Origin of the sequence: Photobacterium sp. WH24 (genome assembly GCF_019204055.1) — a bacterium.
Classification (GTDB): Bacteria; Pseudomonadota; Gammaproteobacteria; order Enterobacterales; family Vibrionaceae; genus Photobacterium; species Photobacterium arenosum.
In genome coordinates this window covers 95,825-117,221 of record NZ_JAGSOZ010000003.1, presented here as the reverse complement: position 1 = coordinate 117,221, position 21,397 = coordinate 95,825, and the positions used below count along the sequence as shown (strand labels likewise).

The following is a 21,397-nucleotide window of genomic DNA, read 5'->3' as shown; positions in this document are numbered from 1 at the left end:
AATTAAGTGAGTGTCGGAACAAACATCCAACGAACTCGCCATAGCGGGTAGTGCTGCAGCTCCTGTCGTTGCCAACAGCGACCTGGATCTGCAAAATCCGGATCTTGAAGAGAAGAGTGCCAGCACACGTGTTGACAGCATGCTGGGCAACCTTGATTTGCTGCGTCAGATTATTCTGGTGCTGTCAGTGGCTATTTGTGTCGCTTTGATAGTGCTGGTCGTCGCCTGGCTCAAAGAACCGGAAATGCGTCCGCTGGGTAATTTCTCCACTGAAGAGCTGATTCCGATTCTGGATCATTTTGACCAGAAGCAAATTGAATACCAGCTGGAAGGCAATACCATCAGGGTGCCGGCTGATAAATACGGCGCACTTAAGCTGGAGCTGACCCGTGCCGGACTGAATAACCCGACGGCGGAAGGTGATGATATCCTGCTGCAGGATATGGGATTTGGTGTTTCACAGCGTCTTGAACAAGAACGGCTGAAACTGAGTCGCGAACGTCAGCTGGCAAGAGCCATAGAGCAGATCAGACAAGTGCGCAAAGCGCAGGTACTGCTGGCGATGCCAAAGCAAAGCGTTTTTGTCCGTCATAATCAGGAAGCGACGGCCAGTGTATTTCTGACCCTGAGTACAGGTGGCACGCTGGGTCAGCAGGAAGTGGACTCCATTGTTGATATGGTCTCTACCGCCGTGCCGGGCCTGAAACCCAGCCGTGTCACAGTCACAGATCAACACGGTCGTCTGCTCAGCTCCGGTACTGAAGATCCGGCAGCCACGGCACGCCGGAAAGAATACGAACTGGAGCGCAAACAAGAGCAAGCCTTGCGCGAAAAGATCGATGCAATCTTAATTCCTGTCCTGGGGCTGGGTAATTACACCTCTCAGGTCGATGTCTCGATGGATTTCAGTGCCCAGGAAGAAACGCAAAAACGTTTTGATCCCAATACGCCGTCTACCCGCAGTGAATATACGCTGGAAGATTACAACAACGGCCAGTCTGTAGCGGGTATTCCGGGCGCGCTGAGTAATCAGCCGCCGCAGGATTCAGCGATACCGCAGGATGTGATTGACTTACAAACCGGTAAAGGCGGCAACGGCTCTGTGCACCGGGAAGCAACGCGAAATTTTGAACTGGATACCACTATCCGTCATAAGCGTTCGCAAACCGGCACTATCAGCCGTCAGACGGTTTCAGTGGCAGTGAATTATAAGCCGCAGCTTAATCCGGAAACCGGCGAAATGACCCGTATTCCGGTGACCGAAGAAGAGCTGGTGAAAATCCGTCGTCTGCTGATGGGCGGGGTTGGCTTCCTGCAGGATCGCGGCGATATGCTGGAAGTGATTTCCGTACCTTTCGCCACTCAGGAGCAAGAACGCATTGTCGACTTGCCTATCTGGGAACACCCGAATTTCAATACCTGGATTCGCTGGCTGGCTGCAGCGCTGGTTATCATAGTCGTGCTGGTGGTGCTGGTACGCCCTGCCATGCGCAAACTGCTCTATCCGAACCAGGCTGCCGATGGTACACCTCTGGATGAGAATGGTCTGCCTATCATGGCGGGTGACGGTTCAGATCTGATAGGGGCCGATCTGGACGGTGTTGACGGTATCGATTTAACCAATAACAACCTGGATCTGCCAAATCTGCACAAAGACGACGACTTGCTGAAAGCCGTGCGTGCACTGGTGGCCAACGAACCGGATCTGGCGGCTCAGGTTGTGAAGAACTGGGTATACGAAGATGGCAAATGAAGTCGCGACTACAGATGAAAAACCGTTCGACATTAATAGCTTAAGTGGAACGGATAAAGCAGCCATCCTGTTACTCAGTCTGAATGAACAGGATGCGGCTTCCATCATACGCCACCTGGAACCCAAGCAGGTTCAGCGCGTGGGTGGGGCGATGGCCAGCATGAAGGAACTGAGCAATGATAAGGTGACGGCTGTGCACCGCCAGTTCCTGACCGATATCCAGAAATATACCAGCATTGGCATGGGCAGCGCCGACTTCGTCCGCAATACCCTGATCGCCGCACTGGGTGAAGATAAAGCCAATAATCTGGTTGATCAGATCCTGATGGGCAGTGGCTCCCGCGGCCTGGATTCTCTCAAATGGATGGATCCACGTCAGGTGGCCAGCATCATTCTCAATGAACACCCACAGATTCAGACTATCGTGTTGTCGTATCTGGATCCTGAGCAATCGGCAGAGATTTTATCCCAGTTCCCTGAGCGCGTGCGCCTGGATCTGATGATGCGTATTGCGAATCTGGAAGAAGTTCAGCCTGCTGCCCTGCATGAGCTGAACGACATCATGGAGAAGCAGTTTGCAGGTCAGGCTGGTGCTCAGGCCGCGAAAATTGGCGGCATGAAGGCGGCAGCCGATATCATGAACTACCTCGACAACAATATCGAAGGTCTGTTGATGGATCAGATCCGCGAGAACGACGAGGAGATGGCCGTTCAGATCGAAGACCTGATGTTCGTGTTCGAGAACCTGGCCGAAGTGGACGACCGGGGTATCCAGAGCCTGCTGCGGGAAGTGCCTCAGGAACTGCTGCAAAAAGCGCTCAAAGGGGCCGACGATATGTTGCGCGAGAAAATTATGCGCAATATGTCCAAGCGTGCTTCTGAATTGCTGATGGATGACCTTGAAGCGATGGGGCCGATACGTGTCTCCGATGTGGAAGCAGCACAGAAAGAAATTCTGTCTATTGCCCGTCGTCTGTCTGAAGCCGGTGAGCTGATGCTGAATGGCGGCGGTGGGCAGGATGAATACCTCTAATTCAGCCGGGGAAGCACAATGACGATTGAACGCCGTCGGGGCTTTGTCCGCCTGAGTGGCCACCAGGCAGAAGAACTGGAACGCTGGGCTTATCCCGATTATAGCGATGAAGATCGCGGCCCGGTTGAGAACGCGTTAAATTATGATCCGGGCTGGCGCCCCAGAGAGGTGCCGGAAGAGGAGCTGGCTCCCCAGCCACTGACGGCAGCGGATCTGGACGATATCCGCCAGTCTGCCTATGAAGAAGGACTGGCCGAAGGCCGGGCTGCCGGTCATGCTGAAGGCTTTGAAACCGGAAGACAGGAAGGTGCTGCCGCCGGTCATCAGGAAGGGCTGGAGGCTGGCCGTGAAGAAGGGCTGGCTGCCGGACAGGAAATTGTTGAGCAGCATGTGGCTCATTTAACGCAGGTTTTTGACAAACTCGCCCAACCGCTACAGCAGGTCGATCAGCAGGTCGAAAGCCAGCTGGTGGAGATGGTCAGCGTGTTGACCCGCGAGTTAATCCGGGTTGAAGTGCAGACCAACCCGCAGGTGATTCTGTCCACCTTACGCGAAGCCATTGCCACCTTGCCGCTGGCCTCTCAGTCGATTACGGTGCAGCTGCATCCGGACGATCTTGCGCTGGTCACCGCTGCGTACAGTCAGCAGGAACTCGAGACCCGTCGCTGGCAGTTGCTTTCAGAGCCGGGGCTTGAGCGCGGTGATGTCCAGCTCAGTGCCGGTGATTCTGCGGTGGATTATCGAATGGAAGATCGTGTTCGTCATCTGTTGAGCCAGTTTCTGGGCATGAATCAGCGCCCTGCTGACAGTTCATCACAGGATAGCGCGGAATGACCCTGTCGCAGCGGCTGGGTAGCTACCGCTTACAGGGGCTAGCCTGTCGCCCCGTGGCCTCCGGGCGGCTGGTGCGCGTGGTCGGTTTAACGCTGGAAGCCATTGGTTGCCGGGCGCCTGTTGGCAGTGTGTGCCGTGTCGAGGCGGTACAGGGCAGTATCGAAGCCGAAGTTGTCGGATTCAGTGGTGACACCCTGTACCTGATGCCCAGTGAGCAGCTGACCGGGGTGATGCCCGGCGCTAAAGTCACGCCTGTGATGAGCGACGGTGGCCTGCCGGTGGGTCCTGAGTTGCTTGGCCGGGTTATTGACGGCATGGGAAATCCCCTGGACGGCAAAGGACAGATTTATACCTCGGCCCGGGCCGCACTGAATGCGGAGCCCATCAACCCTCTCGCAAGAAAACCAATCAGTGAACCTTTGGATGTCGGATTAAAAGCCATTAATGGGCTGCTGACCGTAGGTAAAGGCCAGCGCATTGGCCTGTTTGCCGGTTCCGGGGTGGGTAAATCTGTCACTCTGGGCATGATGACCCGGGGCACTACGGCGCAAGTGGTGGTGGTCGGACTGATTGGTGAGCGTGGCCGCGAAGTCAGAGAATTTATTGATGAGATCTTAGGTGAAGAAGGCCGCCAGCGCGCGGTTGTGGTGGCAGCCCCTGCTGATGCTTCTCCTCTGATGCGCCTGAAAGGGTGCCAGACTGCTCTGACCGTGGCGGAATATTTCCGCGATCAGGGCTTAGATGTTTTATTGCTGATGGACTCGCTCACTCGCTTTGCTCAGGCGCAGCGTGAAATTGCTCTGTCGATTGGTGAGCCACCAGCCACCAAAGGGTATCCGCCCTCTGTGTTTGCCAAGCTCCCGGCCCTAGTTGAGCGCGCCGGCAATGGCGGCGATCATCAGGGGTCGATCACGGCATTCTTTACTGTGCTGACCGAAGGCGATGACTTGCAGGATCCTATCGCCGATGCATCACGAGCGATTCTTGACGGCCATATCGTGTTGTCACGTGAGATGGCCGATGCCGGCCATTATCCGGCCATTGATGTTGAACGCTCCGTCAGTCGTGTTATGCCCGCCATAGTGGATGAAGAGCAGATGCTGATGTCGAAAGCGGTTCGGCAGATATTGTCTATTTGCCGCAAAAATCAGGATTTGGTGTCTATCGGCGCCTATAAACCCGGCTCAGATCCGGCGATTGACCAGGCCTTTACGTTAAAACCCAGGTTGGATCAGTACTTACAGCAGACAATGAAAGAGTCGGTTCCTTATGACATGTGTGTCAACATGCTCCGTTCTGCGCTGGGAGCCTGAGGATGAAACACCTAAGCGGCATGACCGGAGGCGCGGATGTCTGATCAGGCACTGAACCTGATTCTTGAACAGGTCAAAGACAAAGAACATAACGCGTTTCTGGCACTTCAGCAGGCTAAGCGGGATTTGGACAGCTTTTATCAGCAACGTGAACAAATTGAAAAATACCGCTACGATTACTGCCTGCAATTGACCGAGCGTGGTCAGAATGGACTGACGGCCAGCCAGTTCAGCCATCTGCATAAATTCCTGGGTCAGTTAGACGAAACTCTGGTTCAGCAGGGAGCGGCCGGCCGTGAATTTGAACGTCAGGTAGAGAAATGCGCTGAGTTCTGGCAACAGGCCCGTACTGAACGAAAGTCGGTTGAATGGCTGCTGGAAAAAAAACACACAGAGCGGGAACAGCGTCTGGCGCGTCAGGAGCAAAAGTTAATGGATGAGTTTGCCACATTGCAATCTGCCCGCCGCCGGTGTTAGTCGCTTATCGCAGTCAACTCAAGAGCTGGTTCACTTCTTGCATAGTTTTGAGTATAGCCACGACTTTGGTCGTCAAATAATTGTCAGTGTAAGGTAGCTATGAAACCGTCCAGCAGCATTTCTGTCGATTTTAGCGCGTCCGGATCCTCTGTCCGGCCGGGTAAGCCTGCTCGTTCTGACAGCCGTGAAGAACCGGGACTGTCAGGGTTTTCATCACGACTTGAGTCTGCCGTCCACAGTGAAAATAAGACGGCGACTAAGCGTCAAAAAATTGAATCGTCTGCCGCGCAGCCGGCAAAAGCCAGTGACAATACCGCGCAAACACACAAGGCGAAAGACAGCCAGCGGCAAGAAAATGCAGATAAAGTGACTGCCAGTAAAACATCGGAAGCGCCGGACGACCCCGCGCAGACAGCGGAGAACGTCAAGCCTGAGTCTGAGGGCACTGAAGAAAGCATTCGCGCCGAGGCAGAAGCACTGTTAGACAGACTGAATGCCTCCAGCCAACAGCTGCAAATGGCAAAGGATGGCAAAGAATTGCCACCTGAAGCTGAAAGCAGCGAAACGGAAGGGGTGGAGATGGGCTTATTGTCGCCGGGTTTCTCTGTCCAATCCGGCGTTCAGACACTTGCTCAGACTGGTGATCTGTCTGAGGGTGGGGGTGATGATGACAGTGTGACGGCCGGACAGTCGGGTAAGCTTGCCGAGATGCTGGCGGCAGTCACTAAAGGGACAGCTTCTGATGCCAAAGGTAAAGGCGATAAACCTGACTTGACGCTGGTGGCTGGCTCGGTTCAGTCCGCTATTCAGGGTGACGCCAAGGCGGGCAGCGAAGGAGATACACAGCCAGATTGGCTCAGTGATGCTATTGCCCGGCTTTCTGCTTCTGCCAAAGGCGGGGAAGCGGGTCTGGCTGACGGCGCAAATGCTAATCAGGCCGGAGCCGGTCAATCGGGCGTCTCTGCATCGCTTCAGGCGGCTTTGGCTGATGCCGGACTGCAGATGGATACAGCGCAGAAAGAAGCGATGGCGACGGGGGCAGCATCAGGCACCAATGCGATCACCGGGCAGCCTACTTCACTGGCTGCGATGCAGCGAGCTGAAGCGCAGGCACAACCTACCGCACTGCCTTTACAAAAAGAGATGGCTGGTGAGCAACTGGCGGAGCGGGTGCAGATGCTGATGAGTAAAAATCTCAAGCATGTCGATATTCGTCTGGATCCGCCTGAATTGGGCCGGATGCAGATAAAACTGGCCATCAATAATGACCAGGCTTCAGTCCAGTTTCATGTCGGTAACGCGCAGACCCGGGATCTGGTTGAACAGGCCATGCCGCGACTGAGAGAGCTGTTACAGCAGCAAGGTATCCAGTTGACCCAGGGCAGCGTCCAACAGGACGGTAATCAGCAGTTTGCCGGCCAGCATACCGGGACCCAACAGGGTGAAGAAGGCTTGGCCAGAGGCGGTCAGAGCGGCCAGTCGCAACAGGATGATGACGATGGCAATGCGATTGCCGTGACTGTCAGTGAACCAAGCGACGGCATTGATTATTACGCATGACCTCCAGTGGCATAGCTGGCATCCTGCGACACCCAAGTGACTATTATTGACCCGCGAACGGAATTGGAAATATGGCTGAATCAGCGGCAACAACAAATAGCAAAAAACGCATTTTATTGATTTTAATTGCTTTGGTCCCCGTACTTCTGGGGGGCGCAGCAGCCTGGTTTTTTCTGTCTGACGATCAGTCTGCTGCTGATAGTGACGGCATGTCGGCAAGCCAGTCATCAGGTAAGCCGGAACCGGCTTATTATGTGATTTTGCCGCATCCCTTTATTTTTAATGTGACGGGAGATACCCAGCAGCGGCTGGTACAGGTAAAAGTACAACTCATGGTACGCGGTGATGAGAATGATACTCTGGCCCGTCAACACATTCCTTTGGTAGAAAGCACCCTGCTTCAATCTTTCGGTGCAGCCAGTGTGGAGCAGCTTCGTTCTCCCAGCGGACGGCTTGAACTACGTCAACAGTCGCTGCAATCGGTGCAGTCTGCGCTGGTGAAAGTGTCTGGCAGCCCTGTGGTCGAACAGGTACTGTTTACTGGCTTTGTAATGCAATAGGTTCCCAGTGACTGATTTATTAACCCAAGACGAAATTGATGCGCTGCTGCATGGCGTCGATGATGTAGAGGATGATCACCCCCGGCAAGAGGAAGGCACTGGGGTTATATCGTTCGACTTCTCATCGCAAGACCGCATTGTCCGTGGCCGGATGCCGACGCTTGAGCTTATCAATGAGCGTTTTGCCCGTCATATGCGGATCAGTTTGTTCAATATGCTGCGCAAGACGGCAGAAGTGTCGATCAATGGCGTACAGATGCTCAAGTTCGGCGAGTACCAGAACACACTGTACGTTCCTACCAGTTTGAATATGGTGCGTTTTCGTCCCCTGAAAGGCACGGCCTTAATCACCATGGAAGCCCGGCTGGTCTTTATTCTGGTAGAGAATTTCTTTGGTGGCGATGGCCGTTTTCACGCCAAGATCGAAGGGCGTGAATTCACACCGACTGAGCGCCGTATCGTCCAGATGCTGCTGAAACTGGTGTTTGAGGACTACCGGGAAGCCTGGTCACCCGTGATGGGCGTGGAGTTCGAATACCTGGATTCCGAAGTGAATCCGACTATGGCGAATATCGTCAGCCCGACAGAAGTGATAGTGGTGAGCTCTTTCCACATTGAAGTGGACGGCGGCGGCGGCGATTTCCATGTTGTGATGCCGTACTCCATGGTGGAGCCGATCCGTGAATTGCTCGATGCCGGCGTCCAGAGTGACAAAATGGATACCGATGTCCGCTGGAGCAAGGCCCTGCGGGATGAGGTGATGGATGTCGAAGTGAATCTGCGTGCCAAGTTGCTCGATATTGACCTGACGCTGCGGGATCTGATGGAACTGCATTCCGGCGATGTTATACCAATTGAATTGCCCGAAACGGCCACTCTCTATGTTGAAGACCTGCCGACTTACCGCGGTAAAATGGGTAAGTCAGGCGATCACGTAGCGATAAAAATTTCCAAGAAACTGAAGCGGCCAGATACGGTGAAAACGGACCTTGCCTTCCTGGATGGCGATGAATTGAGTCCGACTTTCTCCGCCACTGACCCGATTGACGATTAATACAGGTGACTTATGTCAGATAAAGACCAACAAGTAGCTGACGACTGGGCGGCAGCCCTGGCCGAACAGGCCGACGACAATATTGAAGCCGCACCGCTGGAAGAACTTACAGATGAAAGTACCCCTATTTCTGATGAAGAACGTCGTCGTCTGGATTCCATCATGGATATTCCGGTCACGATATCGATGGAAGTCGGGCGCACCAAAATCAGTATCCGTAACTTACTGCAGTTGAACCAGGGTTCCGTCGTAGAGCTGGACCGTGTCGCCGGTGAGTCGCTGGATGTACTGGTCAATGGCACTTTGATTGCCCACGGTGAAGTGGTGGTGGTCAACGATAAATTCGGTATTCGTCTGACCGATGTGATCAGCCAGACTGAACGTATTAAAAAGTTGCGGTAACTGGGATGAAAGCATTGAAAAGCACATTGCTCGCTGGTCTGGCAGTGATCAGCCAGCCGGTAAGGGCGGCCGGGGCGCCGGAGCTGGATATGGGCACAACGATAGGTTCATTGCTGCTGGTACTGGTTCTTATCGTGTTTCTTGCCTGGCTGCTGCGCCGCATGAAATTGCCGGGTGTGAGTGGCGGAGATAACGGGTTGCAGATTGTCCGCCAGGTGGTGGTTGGCCAGCGTGAGCGAATCGTGCTGGTACAGGTGGGTGACGAGCAGTTACTCATTGGTGTGACGCCGCAAAATATTTCAATGCTGACCAAGCTGGAAACCCCCTTGCCGGTCAGTGCTGGTGCAGGCAACGGTGAGTTTGCTCAGCAACTCGGTAAGTTGTTGAAAAGACAATGATGTATAGATCTAACTTCTTTATCTGGGTTATCGGTGCGCTTTGCCTGCTGCTTTCCGGCATGGCGAGTGCGCAGAGCGAAGATGGCGGGCTGGGCAATGTGGCGGGCAATAATGTCACCGTCAGCGAGATGCAGAGCGATAAAGGGGCGGCAACCCTGCTGACCACCAAAGGTGGTGGTGGTATTCCGGCATTTTCTGTGTCGGTGAACCCGGATGGCACCGAAGATTACTCAGTCACGCTGCAAATCCTGGCCTTGATGACCGCGCTGGGCTTTTTGCCAGCCATAGTGATCCTGATGACCTCATTCACCCGCATTGTGGTGGTGATGTCGATTTTGCGCCAGGCGCTCGGTCTGCAGCAGACCCCGTCAAACCAGGTGATTATCGGGATTGCCCTGTTCATGACTTTCTTTGTCATGTCTCCGGTTTTGGATGAGATCAATACCAAGGCCGTTCAGCCCTATATCAATGAAGAGCTCTCTGCCCGTGAAGCCTTGACGATTGCTCAGGATCCATTGCGCCAGTTCATGCTCAAACAAACGCGGGTGAAAGATCTGGAAACCTTCGTTGATATGTCGGGTTCGCAGGCGACAGACCCCCAGCAAGTCCCTATGACAGTCTTGATTCCCGCTTTTATCACCTCGGAACTGAAAACGGCGTTTCAGATTGGCTTTATGCTGTTTCTGCCTTTTCTGGTGATCGATCTGGTCGTGGCTTCAATATTGATGGCGATGGGTATGATGATGCTGTCGCCGATGATCGTCTCACTGCCGTTTAAACTTATGTTGTTTGTACTGGTGGATGGCTGGAACCTGATCCTGTCGACACTGGCCGGCAGCTTCGGCACCTGATGACAGGGAGAGACAGACAATGACACCAGAAGCCTTCGTCGAAATTTTCCAGGAAGCCCTGTACATGGTCCTGGTGATGGTCTGTGTGATCGTCATACCCGGCTTGCTGGTTGGTTTGGTGGTGGCAGTTTTTCAGGCCGCCACCTCAATCAATGAGCAGACGTTAAGCTTCCTGCCTCGTCTGGTGATCACCCTGGTTGCGCTGATGGTGTTTGGTCACATGATGACCAGAATGCTGATGGATTATTTTCATCGCATCATTGAGCACATTCCTCAAATTCTTTACTGAGCAGATTGGTCATGACGTATCCGGCGGAAGTCATATTAGATTGGCTGGCCAATTATTTTTGGCCGCTGACCCGCATCGGCGCCATGATGATGAGCATGACCTTCTTCGGCGCCCGTTTCGTGTCGATGCGCATCCGGCTTTATCTGTCGCTGACAGTCACTTTTGCTGTGATGCCCATGCTGCCTCAGGTCCCTGATATTCCTCTGTTATCCTTTGAGGGCTTTCTCACCACAGGCCAGCAAGTGATCATAGGTGTCGCTATGGGGCTGGTCACTCAGTTTGTCACCCAGACTTTTGTCCTGTTAGGGCAGATTCTGGGCATGCAGTCCAGTTTGGGCTTTGCCTCCATGGTCGACCCGGCCAACGGACAAAACACCCCTGTGCTGGGCCAGCTGTATATGATGCTGGCGATCATGTTATTTCTCGCCACTGACGGTCATCTGGCGATGCTCAGGCTGGTGGTGCTGAGCTTTACCACTTTGCCGGTCGGCCAGTCTATGTTGCAGGCAGTGGATTACCAGCAGCTGGCGGGCTGGTTCGGCTGGATGTTCAAAGCCGGCTTAAACATGTCGCTGGCCGGGATTATTGCGCTGCTGACGGTGAATCTCTCGTTCGGTGTCATGACACGTGCGGCACCTCAGCTGAATATTTTCTCTCTGGGCTTCTCGTTTGCGCTGTTGCTGGGGCTGTTCGTCAGCTGGTATCTGTTAATGGGCATTCAGGCACAGTATGAAGAACACTGGCAACTGGGTACTGAGCAAATCTGCAGCCTGATCAGGCTGGATTGCTGATGACAGACAGGAGGGAGTCCGATGGCTGAGTCAGACGGACAAGAACGTACTGAAGACGCAACCCCCCGACGGTTGCAGCAAGCGCGGGAAAAAGGTCAGGTCGCGCGCTCAAAAGAACTGGCGTCGGTTGCGGTACTGGTATCGGGGGCGGTTGGCCTGATGTGGTTTGGCGAAATGCTGGCCGTTGCCTTGAGCGAAGTCATGCGCAAGTTCTTTACCCTCAGTCGCGAGGAGGTGTTTGATTTTACCAAACTGCTTGCCGTGACCGGGGATGCCATAGTGCATATGCTGTGGCCTTTGCTTCTGGTGTTGATATTTTTGTTTGTGGCGGCACTGATTGGTGCTTCCGCCTTGGGCGGAATCAGCTTTTCCGCTGAGGCGGCAAGGCCCAAGCTCTCAAGAATGAACCCGGCCAGCGGCCTTAAACGTATGATTGGAAAGCAAAGTGCCGTTGAGCTGGTGAAATCCATCCTGAAAGTCACTTTGGTGGCCGGTGTCGCTTACTACCTGATGTACAGCAGCCTGGAAGGTTTCTTTCAGCTCAGCATAGAGATCTATCCGAGTAACATCTTTCATGCGCTGGAGATTTTACTGCGCTTTGTGTTGCTGATCTGTTGCTCGCTCCTGGTCGTGGTGGCTATCGATGTGCCGTACCAGATCTGGCAGCATAACGAGCAGCTGAAGATGACCAAGCAGGAAGTAAAAGACGAACATAAAGATGTTGAAGGTAAACCTGAGGTCAAAGGCCGTATCCGTATGCTGCAGCGTGAAATGGCGCAGCGGCGCATGATGGCGGAAGTGCCGAAGGCCGATGTGGTGATTACCAACCCGGAGCACTTCTCTGTTGCCTTACGATATGACCCCACGCTGGACAAGGCGCCAGTGGTCATCGCCAAAGGTACCGATCACATGGCGATGAAAATCCGGGAAGTGGCCAACGAATATAAGATCGATATTGTGCCTGCGCCTCCGCTGGCACGCTCCCTCTATCACAGTACCGAGCTGGAACAGCAAATACCGGATGGTCTGTTTGCCGCTGTGGCGCAGGTACTGGCGTACGTATTCCAGTTGAAACAATACCGGCGTGGTAATGGTAAGCGGCCTAAGTTATCTTCAGGCGCGGTTGATATACCTCCTGAATTACGGCACTGATTGCTTGCGGCAAAATGTTTTGGCTGCAGGTCAAAAAATTGACTTATCAAGACGGTATAAATTTTGCTTTATGCGAAGCTTAGCCCGTTCAGTTGTCTGCGATTCACTGCCGCACCAAGTGTCAGACAGAGAATAGCGGTGAACACTGAGTGAGCACTGACGATTAACCGATTCCAACCAAATAAGAATGCATGAAGCTGCCGATACCCTTTTCAGATAAATTGCCTTTACACCGATTGCAGTCACTGCCTGCAATCGGCGCCCCTGTCATGGTACTGGCAACATTGGCGATGGTTGTGTTGCCAATGCCAGCAATGCTGCTGGATATGGCCTTTTCTTTTAATATAGCCCTGGCCCTTGTGGTGCTGCTGGTCACTGTGTATACCCGCCGCCCGCTCGATTTTGCGGCTTTCCCGACCGTACTGTTGATTGCCACCCTGCTCAGGCTGGCGCTGAACGTAGCGTCAACCCGGGTTGTTTTGCTGAATGGTCATGAAGGCCCGGAGGCGGCAGGCCAGGTGATCGACGCCTTTGGTTCTGTGGTTATCGGGGGGAACTACGCTGTTGGTTTAGTGGTATTCCTGATTTTGATGATCATCAACTTCATGGTAGTCACCAAAGGTGCGGGTCGTATTTCAGAAGTCAGTGCCCGCTTTACCCTTGATGCCTTACCGGGTAAGCAGATGGCAATTGATGCCGATCTCAATGCCGGGTTAATTGATCAGGAGCAGGCACGAACACGGCGCAGCGAAGTCACCAAAGAAGCCGACTTCTACGGTTCGATGGACGGTGCCTCTAAATTTGTCAAAGGGGATGCCATTGCCGGCATCCTGATCCTCTTTATCAATATTATTGGTGGCCTGATCATTGGTATGGGCCAGCATGATCTCAGCTTCAATGAGGCGATTCATATCTACAGCCTGCTGACCATAGGTGATGGTCTGGTGGCGCAGATCCCGTCTCTGTTGCTGTCCATTGGCGCAGCCATGATGGTGACTCGTCAAAATACTGACGAAGACATGGGGCAGCAGATGCTGTTCCAGATGTTCAACAACCCTCAGGCGCTGATCATCACAGGCGGGATTTTGTTTGTGATGGGTATTGTTCCTGGCATGCCTCATGTCCCGTTTCTGCTGCTGGCGCTGATCATCGGCCTGATTGCCTACTGGCGGGTGAAGAAAGAGCAACAGGCAAAAGTGCTGGCAGAATCCGCACCGCCAGAGGCGCTGGACAGCAAACCCGTCACCAAAGAGCTGTCGTGGGATGATGTTCAGCCTATGGATACCATCAGCCTGGAAGTCGGTTACCGCTTAATCCCTATGGTCGATAAAGAACAGGGTGGCGAGTTGCTGGAGCGGGTGAAAGGCGTTCGGAAAAAACTGTCGCAGGATTTCGGCTTCCTGGTACCGCCTGTCCATATCCGCGATAACCTTGAATTGCCGCCCAATACATACCGTATCAGCCTGATGGGGGTGAATAACGGTGAGTCAAACATCCACCCTGATATGGAGCTGGCTATCAATCCGGGTCAGGTATTTGGCAGTTTGGAAGGGGAGCGGACGACCGATCCCGCTTTCGGGCTGGAAGCAATCTGGATTTTAGAATCGCAGCGAGAGCATGCTCAGGCATTGGGTTATACCGTTGTTGACGCCGCCACTGTACTGGCTACCCATCTGAGTCAGATTCTGGTGAACAATGCTTCTCAGCTGCTTGGGCATGAAGAAGTCCAGAACCTGCTGGAAGTGCTGGGGCAGTCTACACCGAAACTGGTGGACAATTTCGTCCCTGATCAGCTGCCGTTAGGGGCTGTGGTGAAAGTGCTGCAGAACCTGCTGCATGAAGGTGTGCCTATCCGGGATATCCGCACCATAGTTCAGACTTTGTCCGAGTATTCCGGTAAGAGTCAAGATCCCGACATTCTCACAGCCGCCGCACGTATTGGCCTCAAACGCCTAATTGTTCAGGAAATCAATGGAATAGAGCCTGAGTTGCCTGTTATCACGCTTGTTCCTGAGTTGGAACAAATATTGCATAAAACAATGCAGTCTAGCGGGGGCGAGTCCTCCGGTATCGAGCCGGGTCTGGCAGAACGTCTGCAGCGCTCTTTGACCGAAGCCACACATCAGCAAGAGTTGAAAGGCGAACCGGCTGTACTGTTAACGTCTGGCGTATTGCGCGGCACGTTAGCAAAATTTGTGAAAAACACCATCCCGACACTGCGGGTGCTCTCTTATCAGGAAATCCCTGATGAAAAGCAAATCCGTATTGTGAATGCAGTGGGTAACTAGGTGTCCCCAGGCTGACTGAGTCAGCCAAAACGTGCAGGGTAATCCGTACCGGATGGGAAGACTGAATTGAAAATTAAACGATTTTTTGCCAAGGACATGCGAACCGCGCTGAGTGAAGTCAAAGAACAACTCGGTGCGAATGCGGTGATCATGTCCAATAAGAAAGTGACCGGCGGTGTTGAGATCGTGGCGGCGGTGGATAATGACGCCAGCGAAGCCAAGGTGCCGTCGCCGTCACAGCCTACCCGTGATGCCCTGGCTGAACGTTTGGGCGAGGCCAGGCGTAAATTGGCTGACGACAAGGTGCAGCTGCAGCAGCCCGGTAGCGGCCACTTTGCCAAGGTGCTGCAAAATTATGCTCAGGATCCCGAGACAGAAGTGGACTCCCTGTCAGCCTTATTACAGCGCCAGTCGAAGCACACCGGTGGACACCCTGCTGAACGTCAAGGATATGACTATTCTTCCCGTCCTCAGTCTGAGAACAGCCCTTACGGCAGTGACAGGCGTCAGTCTTCCCACCCTTATGGAGCGGGCGGACGTCAGCCAGCACCGAATGCTTACAGTGACTACCGCCAAAATCATGACGCAGATGCACACGCACCGGCAGGACGCACCGGCCGGGCAAATCCAGCGGCTGCGAGCCAGAAAAACAGTGCTTTTCAGAACCGTCTGGATCCCAGCCGGTTTGAACAGCGAGCGCCGCACCGCGAGGATGATCTTGATGCCATGCGCAGTGAAATGGCGTCAATTCGTCGCCTGCTCGAACATCAGCTGTCTGGTTTGATGTGGCAGGAGGTTGAGCGTCGCGAGCCGATGCGGGCCATGATGATTAAGCGTTTGGAAAAAATGGGCTTATCAGCAGAACTGGCCGATCAGCTGGCTTGTTATATTCCTGAAGATGTCCAGCCGCACAAGGCTTGGTCATCCTTGCTTCAGTTGCTGGCCGACCAGATCATTACCACTGATGACTGTATTCTCGAAACCGGGGGCGTGGTCGCACTGCTCGGGCCGACCGGTGTAGGAAAAACAACGACAATTGCAAAACTGGCCGCCAGAGCGGCGATGGACTTTGGTCCGAATGAAATTGCTCTGGTTACCACAGATACCTATCGTATCGGTGCACATGAACAGCTGGCGACTTATGGTCGAATTCTGGGCTGTCCGGTAAGAGTTGCTAAAGATGCCGAAGAGCTTGCCGATATACTTCATCAGTTACGGCATCGGCGCCTTGTACTGCTGGATACAGCAGGCATGGGGCAACGGGATCTTCGCCTGCAGGAACAGCTGGATACCCTGATGCATAATAGTGGCTCACAAATTCGTAGCTTTCTGGTATTACCGGCGACCTCCCAGCGCCGCGTTCTGCACGAAACCATTGAGCATTTCCGTCGTATCCCGCTGTCGGGGTGCGTGCTGACTAAGCTGGATGAAACCCTCAGTTTGGGTGAAGTTATCAGTGTCACATTGGAAAGTGCTCTGCCGATCGCATATCTGGCGGACGGTCAACGAGTGCCTGAAGACATTAAAGTCGCCACAGGACACTTCATGGTTAATCGTGCAAACGAGTTGTTGGAAAACGACATGGGCCAGCAAACCCACTTCTGGAGCAGCGACAGCGCAGATAACCAGGGGGCGGATTTTTATGATTGAGAACATGATGCACGATCAAGCAAGCGGCTTGCGCCGTATGACAAAACTGGCCTCGACCAAAGTGATCACCGTCAGCGGTGGTAAAGGCGGTGTGGGTAAAACCAACATCACACTGAATATGGCGATTGCCATGGCCCGTCAGGGCAAGAGAGTGATGGTGCTGGATGCCGACCTTGGCCTGGCCAATGTTGATGTGATGCTGGGGCTGCGAGCGGGTCGTAACCTGTCTCATGTCCTGTCGGGTGTGTGCGATCTCCGGGACATCATTATCGAAGGTCCTTACGGCGTAAAAATCATACCGGCCTCTTCAGGCACGCAAAATATGGCGGAACTGTCCAGTGCTCAGCACGTTGGCCTGATCCGCGCGTTTGCCACGCTTGAAGATGAAGTAGATGTCCTGCTGGTGGATACTGCTGCAGGGATCTCAGATATGGTGTTGAGTTTTGCCGGTGCGGCCCAGGATGTACTAATTGTCGTATGTGATGAGCCGACCTCCATTACCGATGCTTATGCGCTGATTAAAATCCTGAACCGTGAATACCAGGTGCAGCGGTTTAAAATTGTGGCCAATATGGTACGCAGTTACCGCGAAGGGCGAGAGCTGTTTGCCAAGCTGACCCGGGTGACTGAACGGTTTTTGCAGGCCAACATGGAGTTAGTTGCCTGTATTCCACTAGATGACAGGGTACGTCAGTCTATTAAGCGACAAAAAGTAGTCGTGGAAGCTTTCCCACGAAGCCCAGCGGCACTGGCCCTGACAACGCTCGCCAATAAAGCGTTAACCTGGCCGGTACCGAATAATCCGGCCGGACATCTGGAATTTTTTGTTGAAAAGTTATTAGTTAAACCAACACCTGAAGAGGTACCTCTGGGTGAATAAAGCACAAACATACGGCCGATATCAGGAATCCCCCCATGCTTTTGTTGAGCGGTATTCGTCACTGGTGAAGCGGATTGCGCATCACCTGATGGCGCGATTACCGCCCAATGTACAGCTGGAAGACCTGATCCAGGCTGGCATGATTGGTTTGCTGGAAGCACAACAGAACTATGATCCGAGCAAAGGTGCCAGTTTTGAAACTTTTGCCGGAATTCGAATTCGGGGCGCCATGCTGGATGATATCCGTCGTGGCGACTGGGTTCCTCGCTCCGTGTATAAAAACAACCGCCGGATATCTGAAGCCATTGCTCAATTGGAAAGCCGTTTTGGCCGCGATCCGAATGATCAGGAAATTGCTGAATATCTCGAAATGACACTCGAACAGTACCATCAGGCATTAAATGATGTTAATTGTGGTCGCCTAGTGGGTATGGACGACCTGGGTGTCTCAGAAGATACGGTAGCAACCGAAGATTCAGTGGCAGAAAACCTCCCTTTTCAGGATGTTGCGGACGGCAGTTTTCGCCACGCTCTGGCTGGTGCCATTCGTACATTGCCGGAAAGGGAAGCACTGGTGTTGTCGTTGTATTACGACGAGGAACTCAACCTCAAAGAAATTGGTGCCGTTTTAGGTGTCAGTGAATCCCGTATTTGCCAGATTCACAGTCAGGCAATGCAGCGTCTGCGGGCCAAGTTGTCTGCTTGGACTGCTTCATAAACACACGATTTAGAAGAAACACTGTGACCTCAGTGGAGGCAACTTTGAATAAAAATATGAAAATCCTCATTGTTGACGACTTTTCAACAATGCGCCGTATCGTCAAGAACTTACTACGTGACCTGGGCTTTAATAACACCCAGGAGGCGGATGATGGATTGACTGCGTTACCCATGCTAAAGAAAGGCGACTTCGATTTCGTAGTCACCGACTGGAATATGCCGGGCATGCAAGGTATTGACTTGCTCAAGCAGATCCGGGCCGATGCTAGCCTGAAACACCTGCCAGTATTGATGATTACTGCTGAAGCCAAGCGCGAGCAGATCATCGAAGCGGCTCAGGCTGGTGTCAATGGCTACATTGTTAAGCCATTCACCGCTGCCACGCTGAAAGAAAAACTGGACAAGATTTTCGAGCGTATGCAGTGATGCCGTCAGTCTGACGCTAACTAGGGTAGACACATATGATTTCACTTGAACAGGCGAAACAACTCGTCGCGCTGCTGGAAGAAGATCGGCAAGCGGACGCGGATGAGTTGTTCCGAAGCCTGGTGTCGGATTGTCGGGATCCGATGTATCTCGAAGTGGGTAAATTGACGCGTCAATTACATGACTCATTGCAGAATTTTCGTCTGGATCCCCGTATTGCTGATTTAGCGACGACCGACATTCCTGACGCACGTGGGCGTCTGAATTATGTGATAGACAAAACCGAGGAAGCGGCCAACAGGACAATGGATGCTGTTGAAGGCACCCTCCCTATCGCTGATTTATTGCGTGAACGTCTGATGCAAGTGAAACCCCAGTGGCAAAGTTTAATGCACGGGGAGATCACCCTTGGCGAATTTAAACGGCTTTGTCACGATATTGACGCATTATTAGTTCAGCTCGACGGTGACAGCGAGCAGCTTCACCGTCATCTGACCGATATTCTGATGGCACAGGACTTCCAGGATTTGACAGGCCAGGTTATTCGCAGAGTGATCGAACTTGTTCATGAAGTGGAACATCAGTTGGTTGAGATTCTGAAGGCTGCCGGTATTGAACAGAGTGAAAGCTCAGTGATAGTGAGCCAGAAAGACAAAACACTCTCCCCGGAAGGGCCAATTATCAACAGTGCTGAACGCACTGACGTCATGTCTACCCAGGATGACGTCGATGATTTGCTATCAAGCCTTGGATTTTAGGGGAAGCTTATGAGCTTTGATTTAGACGAAGATATCCTGCAGGACTTTTTAATCGAAGCCGGGGAAATTCTGGAATTACTTTCCGAGCAGTTAGTAGATTTGGAACGTCGTCCAGATGATACAGATTTGCTGAATGCCATTTTCCGCGGTTTCCATACTGTTAAAGGTGGTGCCGGGTTTTTGGCGTTAACGGCATTGGTTGACGCTTGTCACGGTGCTGAAAATATTTTTGACTTACTCCGTACCGGTAAACGCACTGTGACGTCAGAGCTGATGGATGTCATCCTTCAGGCACTGGATACCATCAATGTGATGTTCGCACAGGTGCAGAACCATGAGCCGATTGAGCCCGCGGAACAAAGCCTGCTGGATGCGCTGCATTATTACAGCCAGCCACCGGGAGCCGAAGAGATGGCGGCTGTTTCAGCCCCGGCATCGGTTGCTGCTCCCGTAGCGGCAACGGCACCGGCTTCGCCCGAGCAGCCTGCGATTGCCGGTGGTTCGGTTGATGAAATCACACAGGATGAGTTTGAACGTCTGCTCGATGAGTTGCATGGTGCGGGCGGAAGCCCAAGCCCGAGTGCAGCACCAGCCAGTGATGTTCAGAGTGCACCTGTCTCGACCGACATCGACACTGGCGATATCACCGATGATGAGTTTGAACGTCTGCTTGACGAGCTGCACGGTATAGGTAACGCGCCTGGCACTGAAACCACGGGGGCTGAAGTGTCGGCCTCGCCAGTTGTTGCACAAGCGTCCGAATCACCTGCTGCTGGCGACAGCGACTTAATGACAGATGACGAATTTGAACGTCTGCTCGATGAACTGCACGGCAGCGGTAAAGGGCCGTCAGATGAAGAGCTGGCGATCGCAACCAAACCGGCTTCCGCGTTACAGGCTAAAGCTGAATCAGCGCCTGTTACCTCTCAGCCCGTTACTGAGATGCCGCAACCTGTGGCGGAGCGTAAAGCAACAGGACTAAAAGAAAAATCCAAAACTCAGGCTGAAGCCACAGTACGTGTCGATACCTCTACGCTGGACACCATAATGAACATGGTTGGCGAGCTGGTATTAGTTCGTAACCGTCTGATCAGCCTGGGCCAGAACAGCAATGACGAAGAAATGTCAAAAGCTGTTGCGAACCTGGATGTAGTGACTGCAGACCTTCAGGGCGCGGTGATGAAAACGCGGATGCAGCCAATCAAGAAAGTCTTTGGCCGTTTCCCGCGTGTTGTTCGCGATCTGGCCCGAAGTCTGAAAAAAGAAATCGTGCTGGAAATGCGCGGTGAAGAAACCGATCTCGATAAGAATCTGGTGGAAGCGCTGGCCGATCCTCTGGTTCACCTGGTGCGTAACTCAGTCGATCACGGTATCGAAATGCCGGATAACCGCGAGAAAGCCGGCAAGCCGCGTATTGGCACGGTACTTTTGTCTGCGGCGCAGGAAGGGGATCATATTCTGCTGACTATCGAAGACGATGGCGGCGGTATGGACCCGGATCGACTGCGTCAAATCGCCGTTGACCGTAATGTCATGGATGCCGATGCCGCCGCGCGTCTGTCTGACAGCGAATGTTATAACCTGATTTTCGCGCCCGGCTTCTCGACCAAAAAAGAAATCTCAGATATTTCCGGCCGTGGTGTCGGAATGGATGTCGTAAAAACTGCTATCAGCCAGCTGAACGGTTCCATTTATATTGATTCCAATCTGGGCAAAGGCACACGCATTGATATTAAAGTGCCGTTGACGCTGGCCATTTTGCCAACGCTGATGGTCGGTGTTGCTGACCAGCCATTTGCACTGCCTCTGGCCAGTGTAAATGAAATCTTCCATTTGGATCTCAGTAAGACCAATGTGGTTGATGGGCAGCTGACTATCATAGTGCGCGATAAAGCGATCCCGCTGTTCTATCTTCAGGATTGGCTGGCAGGTCACAGTGTTTCCAAGCGGGAAAGACAGCTTGGGCATGTGGTGATTGTTCAGATAGGCCATCAGAGAATGGGCTTTGTTGTGGATACGCTTATTGGGCAGGAAGAAGTGGTGATTAAGCCGCTCGATGAGTTATTGCAAGGCACACCTGGTATGGCGGGGGCCACCATTACCAGTGATGGTCACATTGCACTGATTCTGGATGTCCCCAACCTTCTGAAACATTACGCAGGCCGCAGATAATAATAATTGACAGGGGCTTAGAAGGCCCCTGTTCAT

At 53.0% G+C, this 21,397-nt stretch carries 21 protein-coding genes; all 21 read left to right on the top strand.

What is annotated here, in order from left to right:
• Positions 1–10: 10 nt before the first annotated feature.
• Positions 11–1,753 (top strand): flagellar basal-body MS-ring/collar protein FliF, encoded by a 1,743-nt coding sequence (gene fliF, locus KCG43_RS05285; protein ID WP_218383759.1) that lies wholly within the window; start codon positions 11–13, stop codon positions 1,751–1,753.
• The gene (fliG, locus tag KCG43_RS05280; RefSeq protein WP_046219526.1) at positions 1,743–2,786 is read left to right on the top strand and encodes a flagellar motor switch protein FliG; all 1,044 of its coding nucleotides are present in this window, start codon (positions 1,743–1,745) and stop codon (positions 2,784–2,786) included. The genes fliF and fliG overlap by 11 nt, the downstream gene beginning before the upstream one ends.
• 18 nt (positions 2,787–2,804) lie before the next feature.
• Complete coding sequence (gene fliH, locus KCG43_RS05275; protein WP_218383757.1) at positions 2,805–3,620, top strand: flagellar assembly protein FliH; 816 nt, start codon at positions 2,805–2,807, stop codon at positions 3,618–3,620.
• The gene (gene fliI / locus KCG43_RS05270; RefSeq protein ID WP_192014702.1) at positions 3,617–4,933 is read left to right on the top strand and encodes a flagellar protein export ATPase FliI; all 1,317 of its coding nucleotides are present in this window, start codon (positions 3,617–3,619) and stop codon (positions 4,931–4,933) included. The genes fliH and fliI overlap by 4 nt, the downstream gene beginning before the upstream one ends.
• Before the next feature lie 36 nt (positions 4,934–4,969).
• A complete protein-coding gene (fliJ, locus tag KCG43_RS05265) occupies positions 4,970–5,410 on the top strand; it encodes a flagellar export protein FliJ (protein ID WP_192014703.1) in 441 nt (146 codons plus the stop codon).
• A gap of 99 nt (positions 5,411–5,509) precedes the next feature.
• Entirely contained in the window at positions 5,510–6,970 is a 1,461-nt protein-coding gene (locus KCG43_RS05260; protein WP_218383755.1) for a flagellar hook-length control protein FliK, read from the top strand.
• Between the two features lie 71 nt (positions 6,971–7,041).
• Complete coding sequence (fliL, locus tag KCG43_RS05255; protein ID WP_192014705.1) at positions 7,042–7,530, top strand: flagellar basal body-associated protein FliL; 489 nt, start codon at positions 7,042–7,044, stop codon at positions 7,528–7,530.
• Positions 7,531–7,537: 7 nt separating this feature from the next.
• Positions 7,538–8,584 carry a flagellar motor switch protein FliM gene (gene fliM, locus KCG43_RS05250; protein ID WP_027253942.1) on the top strand — a complete coding sequence of 349 codons (1,047 nt, stop codon included), beginning with the start codon at positions 7,538–7,540 and terminating at the stop codon, positions 8,582–8,584.
• A gap of 12 nt (positions 8,585–8,596) precedes the next feature.
• On the top strand, positions 8,597–8,986 hold the full coding sequence (gene fliN, locus KCG43_RS05245; RefSeq protein WP_192014706.1) for a flagellar motor switch protein FliN: 390 nt from the start codon (positions 8,597–8,599) through the stop codon (positions 8,984–8,986).
• Between the two features lie 5 nt (positions 8,987–8,991).
• Positions 8,992–9,384 carry a flagellar biosynthetic protein FliO gene (fliO, locus tag KCG43_RS05240; RefSeq protein ID WP_192014707.1) on the top strand — a complete coding sequence of 131 codons (393 nt, stop codon included), beginning with the start codon at positions 8,992–8,994 and terminating at the stop codon, positions 9,382–9,384.
• Positions 9,384–10,235, top strand: coding sequence for a flagellar type III secretion system pore protein FliP (gene fliP / locus KCG43_RS05235; protein WP_192015041.1), 852 nt, complete (start codon positions 9,384–9,386; stop codon positions 10,233–10,235). Before fliO ends, fliP begins: the two co-directional genes overlap by 1 nt.
• A gap of 19 nt (positions 10,236–10,254) precedes the next feature.
• Complete coding sequence (gene fliQ, locus KCG43_RS05230) at positions 10,255–10,524, top strand: flagellar biosynthesis protein FliQ (protein ID WP_192014708.1); 270 nt, start codon at positions 10,255–10,257, stop codon at positions 10,522–10,524.
• An 11-nt stretch (positions 10,525–10,535) separates the two neighbouring features.
• The gene (gene fliR, locus KCG43_RS05225) at positions 10,536–11,315 is read left to right on the top strand and encodes a flagellar biosynthetic protein FliR (protein WP_192014709.1); all 780 of its coding nucleotides are present in this window, start codon (positions 10,536–10,538) and stop codon (positions 11,313–11,315) included.
• Positions 11,316–11,336: 21 nt separating this feature from the next.
• Positions 11,337–12,467 carry a flagellar biosynthesis protein FlhB gene (flhB, locus tag KCG43_RS05220; protein WP_218383754.1) on the top strand — a complete coding sequence of 377 codons (1,131 nt, stop codon included), beginning with the start codon at positions 11,337–11,339 and terminating at the stop codon, positions 12,465–12,467.
• Between the two features lie 191 nt (positions 12,468–12,658).
• Positions 12,659–14,755: a flagellar biosynthesis protein FlhA gene (gene flhA / locus KCG43_RS05215; RefSeq protein WP_192014711.1), complete on the top strand. Its 2,097-nt coding sequence runs from the start codon at positions 12,659–12,661 to the stop codon at positions 14,753–14,755.
• A gap of 66 nt (positions 14,756–14,821) precedes the next feature.
• Positions 14,822–16,405, top strand: coding sequence for a flagellar biosynthesis protein FlhF (flhF, locus tag KCG43_RS05210; RefSeq protein WP_192014712.1), 1,584 nt, complete (start codon positions 14,822–14,824; stop codon positions 16,403–16,405).
• Entirely contained in the window at positions 16,398–17,285 is an 888-nt protein-coding gene (locus KCG43_RS05205) for a MinD/ParA family protein (protein WP_027253951.1), read from the top strand. Before flhF ends, KCG43_RS05205 begins: the two co-directional genes overlap by 8 nt.
• Positions 17,278–18,003 (top strand): RNA polymerase sigma factor FliA, encoded by a 726-nt coding sequence (locus KCG43_RS05200; protein ID WP_192014713.1) that lies wholly within the window; start codon positions 17,278–17,280, stop codon positions 18,001–18,003. The genes KCG43_RS05205 and KCG43_RS05200 overlap by 8 nt, the downstream gene beginning before the upstream one ends.
• A gap of 56 nt (positions 18,004–18,059) precedes the next feature.
• On the top strand, positions 18,060–18,431 hold the full coding sequence (cheY, locus tag KCG43_RS05195; protein WP_036748874.1) for a chemotaxis response regulator CheY: 372 nt from the start codon (positions 18,060–18,062) through the stop codon (positions 18,429–18,431).
• A 35-nt stretch (positions 18,432–18,466) separates the two neighbouring features.
• Positions 18,467–19,189: a protein phosphatase CheZ gene (locus tag KCG43_RS05190; protein ID WP_218383749.1), complete on the top strand. Its 723-nt coding sequence runs from the start codon at positions 18,467–18,469 to the stop codon at positions 19,187–19,189.
• A 9-nt stretch (positions 19,190–19,198) separates the two neighbouring features.
• Positions 19,199–21,361 carry a chemotaxis protein CheA gene (locus tag KCG43_RS05185; protein ID WP_192014715.1) on the top strand — a complete coding sequence of 721 codons (2,163 nt, stop codon included), beginning with the start codon at positions 19,199–19,201 and terminating at the stop codon, positions 21,359–21,361.
• The last annotated feature ends 36 nt before the right edge of the window (positions 21,362–21,397 follow it).

What these genes read in the sequence shown, in the direction of transcription:
- fliQ (WP_192014708.1), top strand. Translation starts at nt 10,255, where the DNA reads ATGACACCAGAAGCCTTCGTCGAAATTTTCCAGGAAGCCCTGTACATG.
- fliG (WP_046219526.1), top strand. Translation starts at nt 1,743, where the DNA reads ATGGCAAATGAAGTCGCGACTACAGATGAAAAACCGTTCGACATTAAT.
- fliJ (WP_192014703.1), top strand. Translation starts at nt 4,970, where the DNA reads ATGTCTGATCAGGCACTGAACCTGATTCTTGAACAGGTCAAAGACAAA.
- fliR (WP_192014709.1), top strand. Translation starts at nt 10,536, where the DNA reads ATGACGTATCCGGCGGAAGTCATATTAGATTGGCTGGCCAATTATTTT.
- flhA (WP_192014711.1), top strand. Translation starts at nt 12,659, where the DNA reads ATGAAGCTGCCGATACCCTTTTCAGATAAATTGCCTTTACACCGATTG.
- cheY (WP_036748874.1), top strand. Translation starts at nt 18,060, where the DNA reads ATGAAAATCCTCATTGTTGACGACTTTTCAACAATGCGCCGTATCGTC.
- fliO (WP_192014707.1), top strand. Translation starts at nt 8,992, where the DNA reads ATGAAAGCATTGAAAAGCACATTGCTCGCTGGTCTGGCAGTGATCAGC.
- flhB (WP_218383754.1), top strand. Translation starts at nt 11,337, where the DNA reads ATGGCTGAGTCAGACGGACAAGAACGTACTGAAGACGCAACCCCCCGA.
- KCG43_RS05260 (WP_218383755.1), top strand. Translation starts at nt 5,510, where the DNA reads ATGAAACCGTCCAGCAGCATTTCTGTCGATTTTAGCGCGTCCGGATCC.
- KCG43_RS05205 (WP_027253951.1), top strand. Translation starts at nt 16,398, where the DNA reads ATGATTGAGAACATGATGCACGATCAAGCAAGCGGCTTGCGCCGTATG.
- fliP (WP_192015041.1), top strand. Translation starts at nt 9,384, where the DNA reads ATGTATAGATCTAACTTCTTTATCTGGGTTATCGGTGCGCTTTGCCTG.
- KCG43_RS05185 (WP_192014715.1), top strand. Translation starts at nt 19,199, where the DNA reads ATGAGCTTTGATTTAGACGAAGATATCCTGCAGGACTTTTTAATCGAA.
- fliL (WP_192014705.1), top strand. Translation starts at nt 7,042, where the DNA reads ATGGCTGAATCAGCGGCAACAACAAATAGCAAAAAACGCATTTTATTG.
- fliI (WP_192014702.1), top strand. Translation starts at nt 3,617, where the DNA reads ATGACCCTGTCGCAGCGGCTGGGTAGCTACCGCTTACAGGGGCTAGCC.
- fliN (WP_192014706.1), top strand. Translation starts at nt 8,597, where the DNA reads ATGTCAGATAAAGACCAACAAGTAGCTGACGACTGGGCGGCAGCCCTG.
- KCG43_RS05190 (WP_218383749.1), top strand. Translation starts at nt 18,467, where the DNA reads ATGATTTCACTTGAACAGGCGAAACAACTCGTCGCGCTGCTGGAAGAA.
- fliH (WP_218383757.1), top strand. Translation starts at nt 2,805, where the DNA reads ATGACGATTGAACGCCGTCGGGGCTTTGTCCGCCTGAGTGGCCACCAG.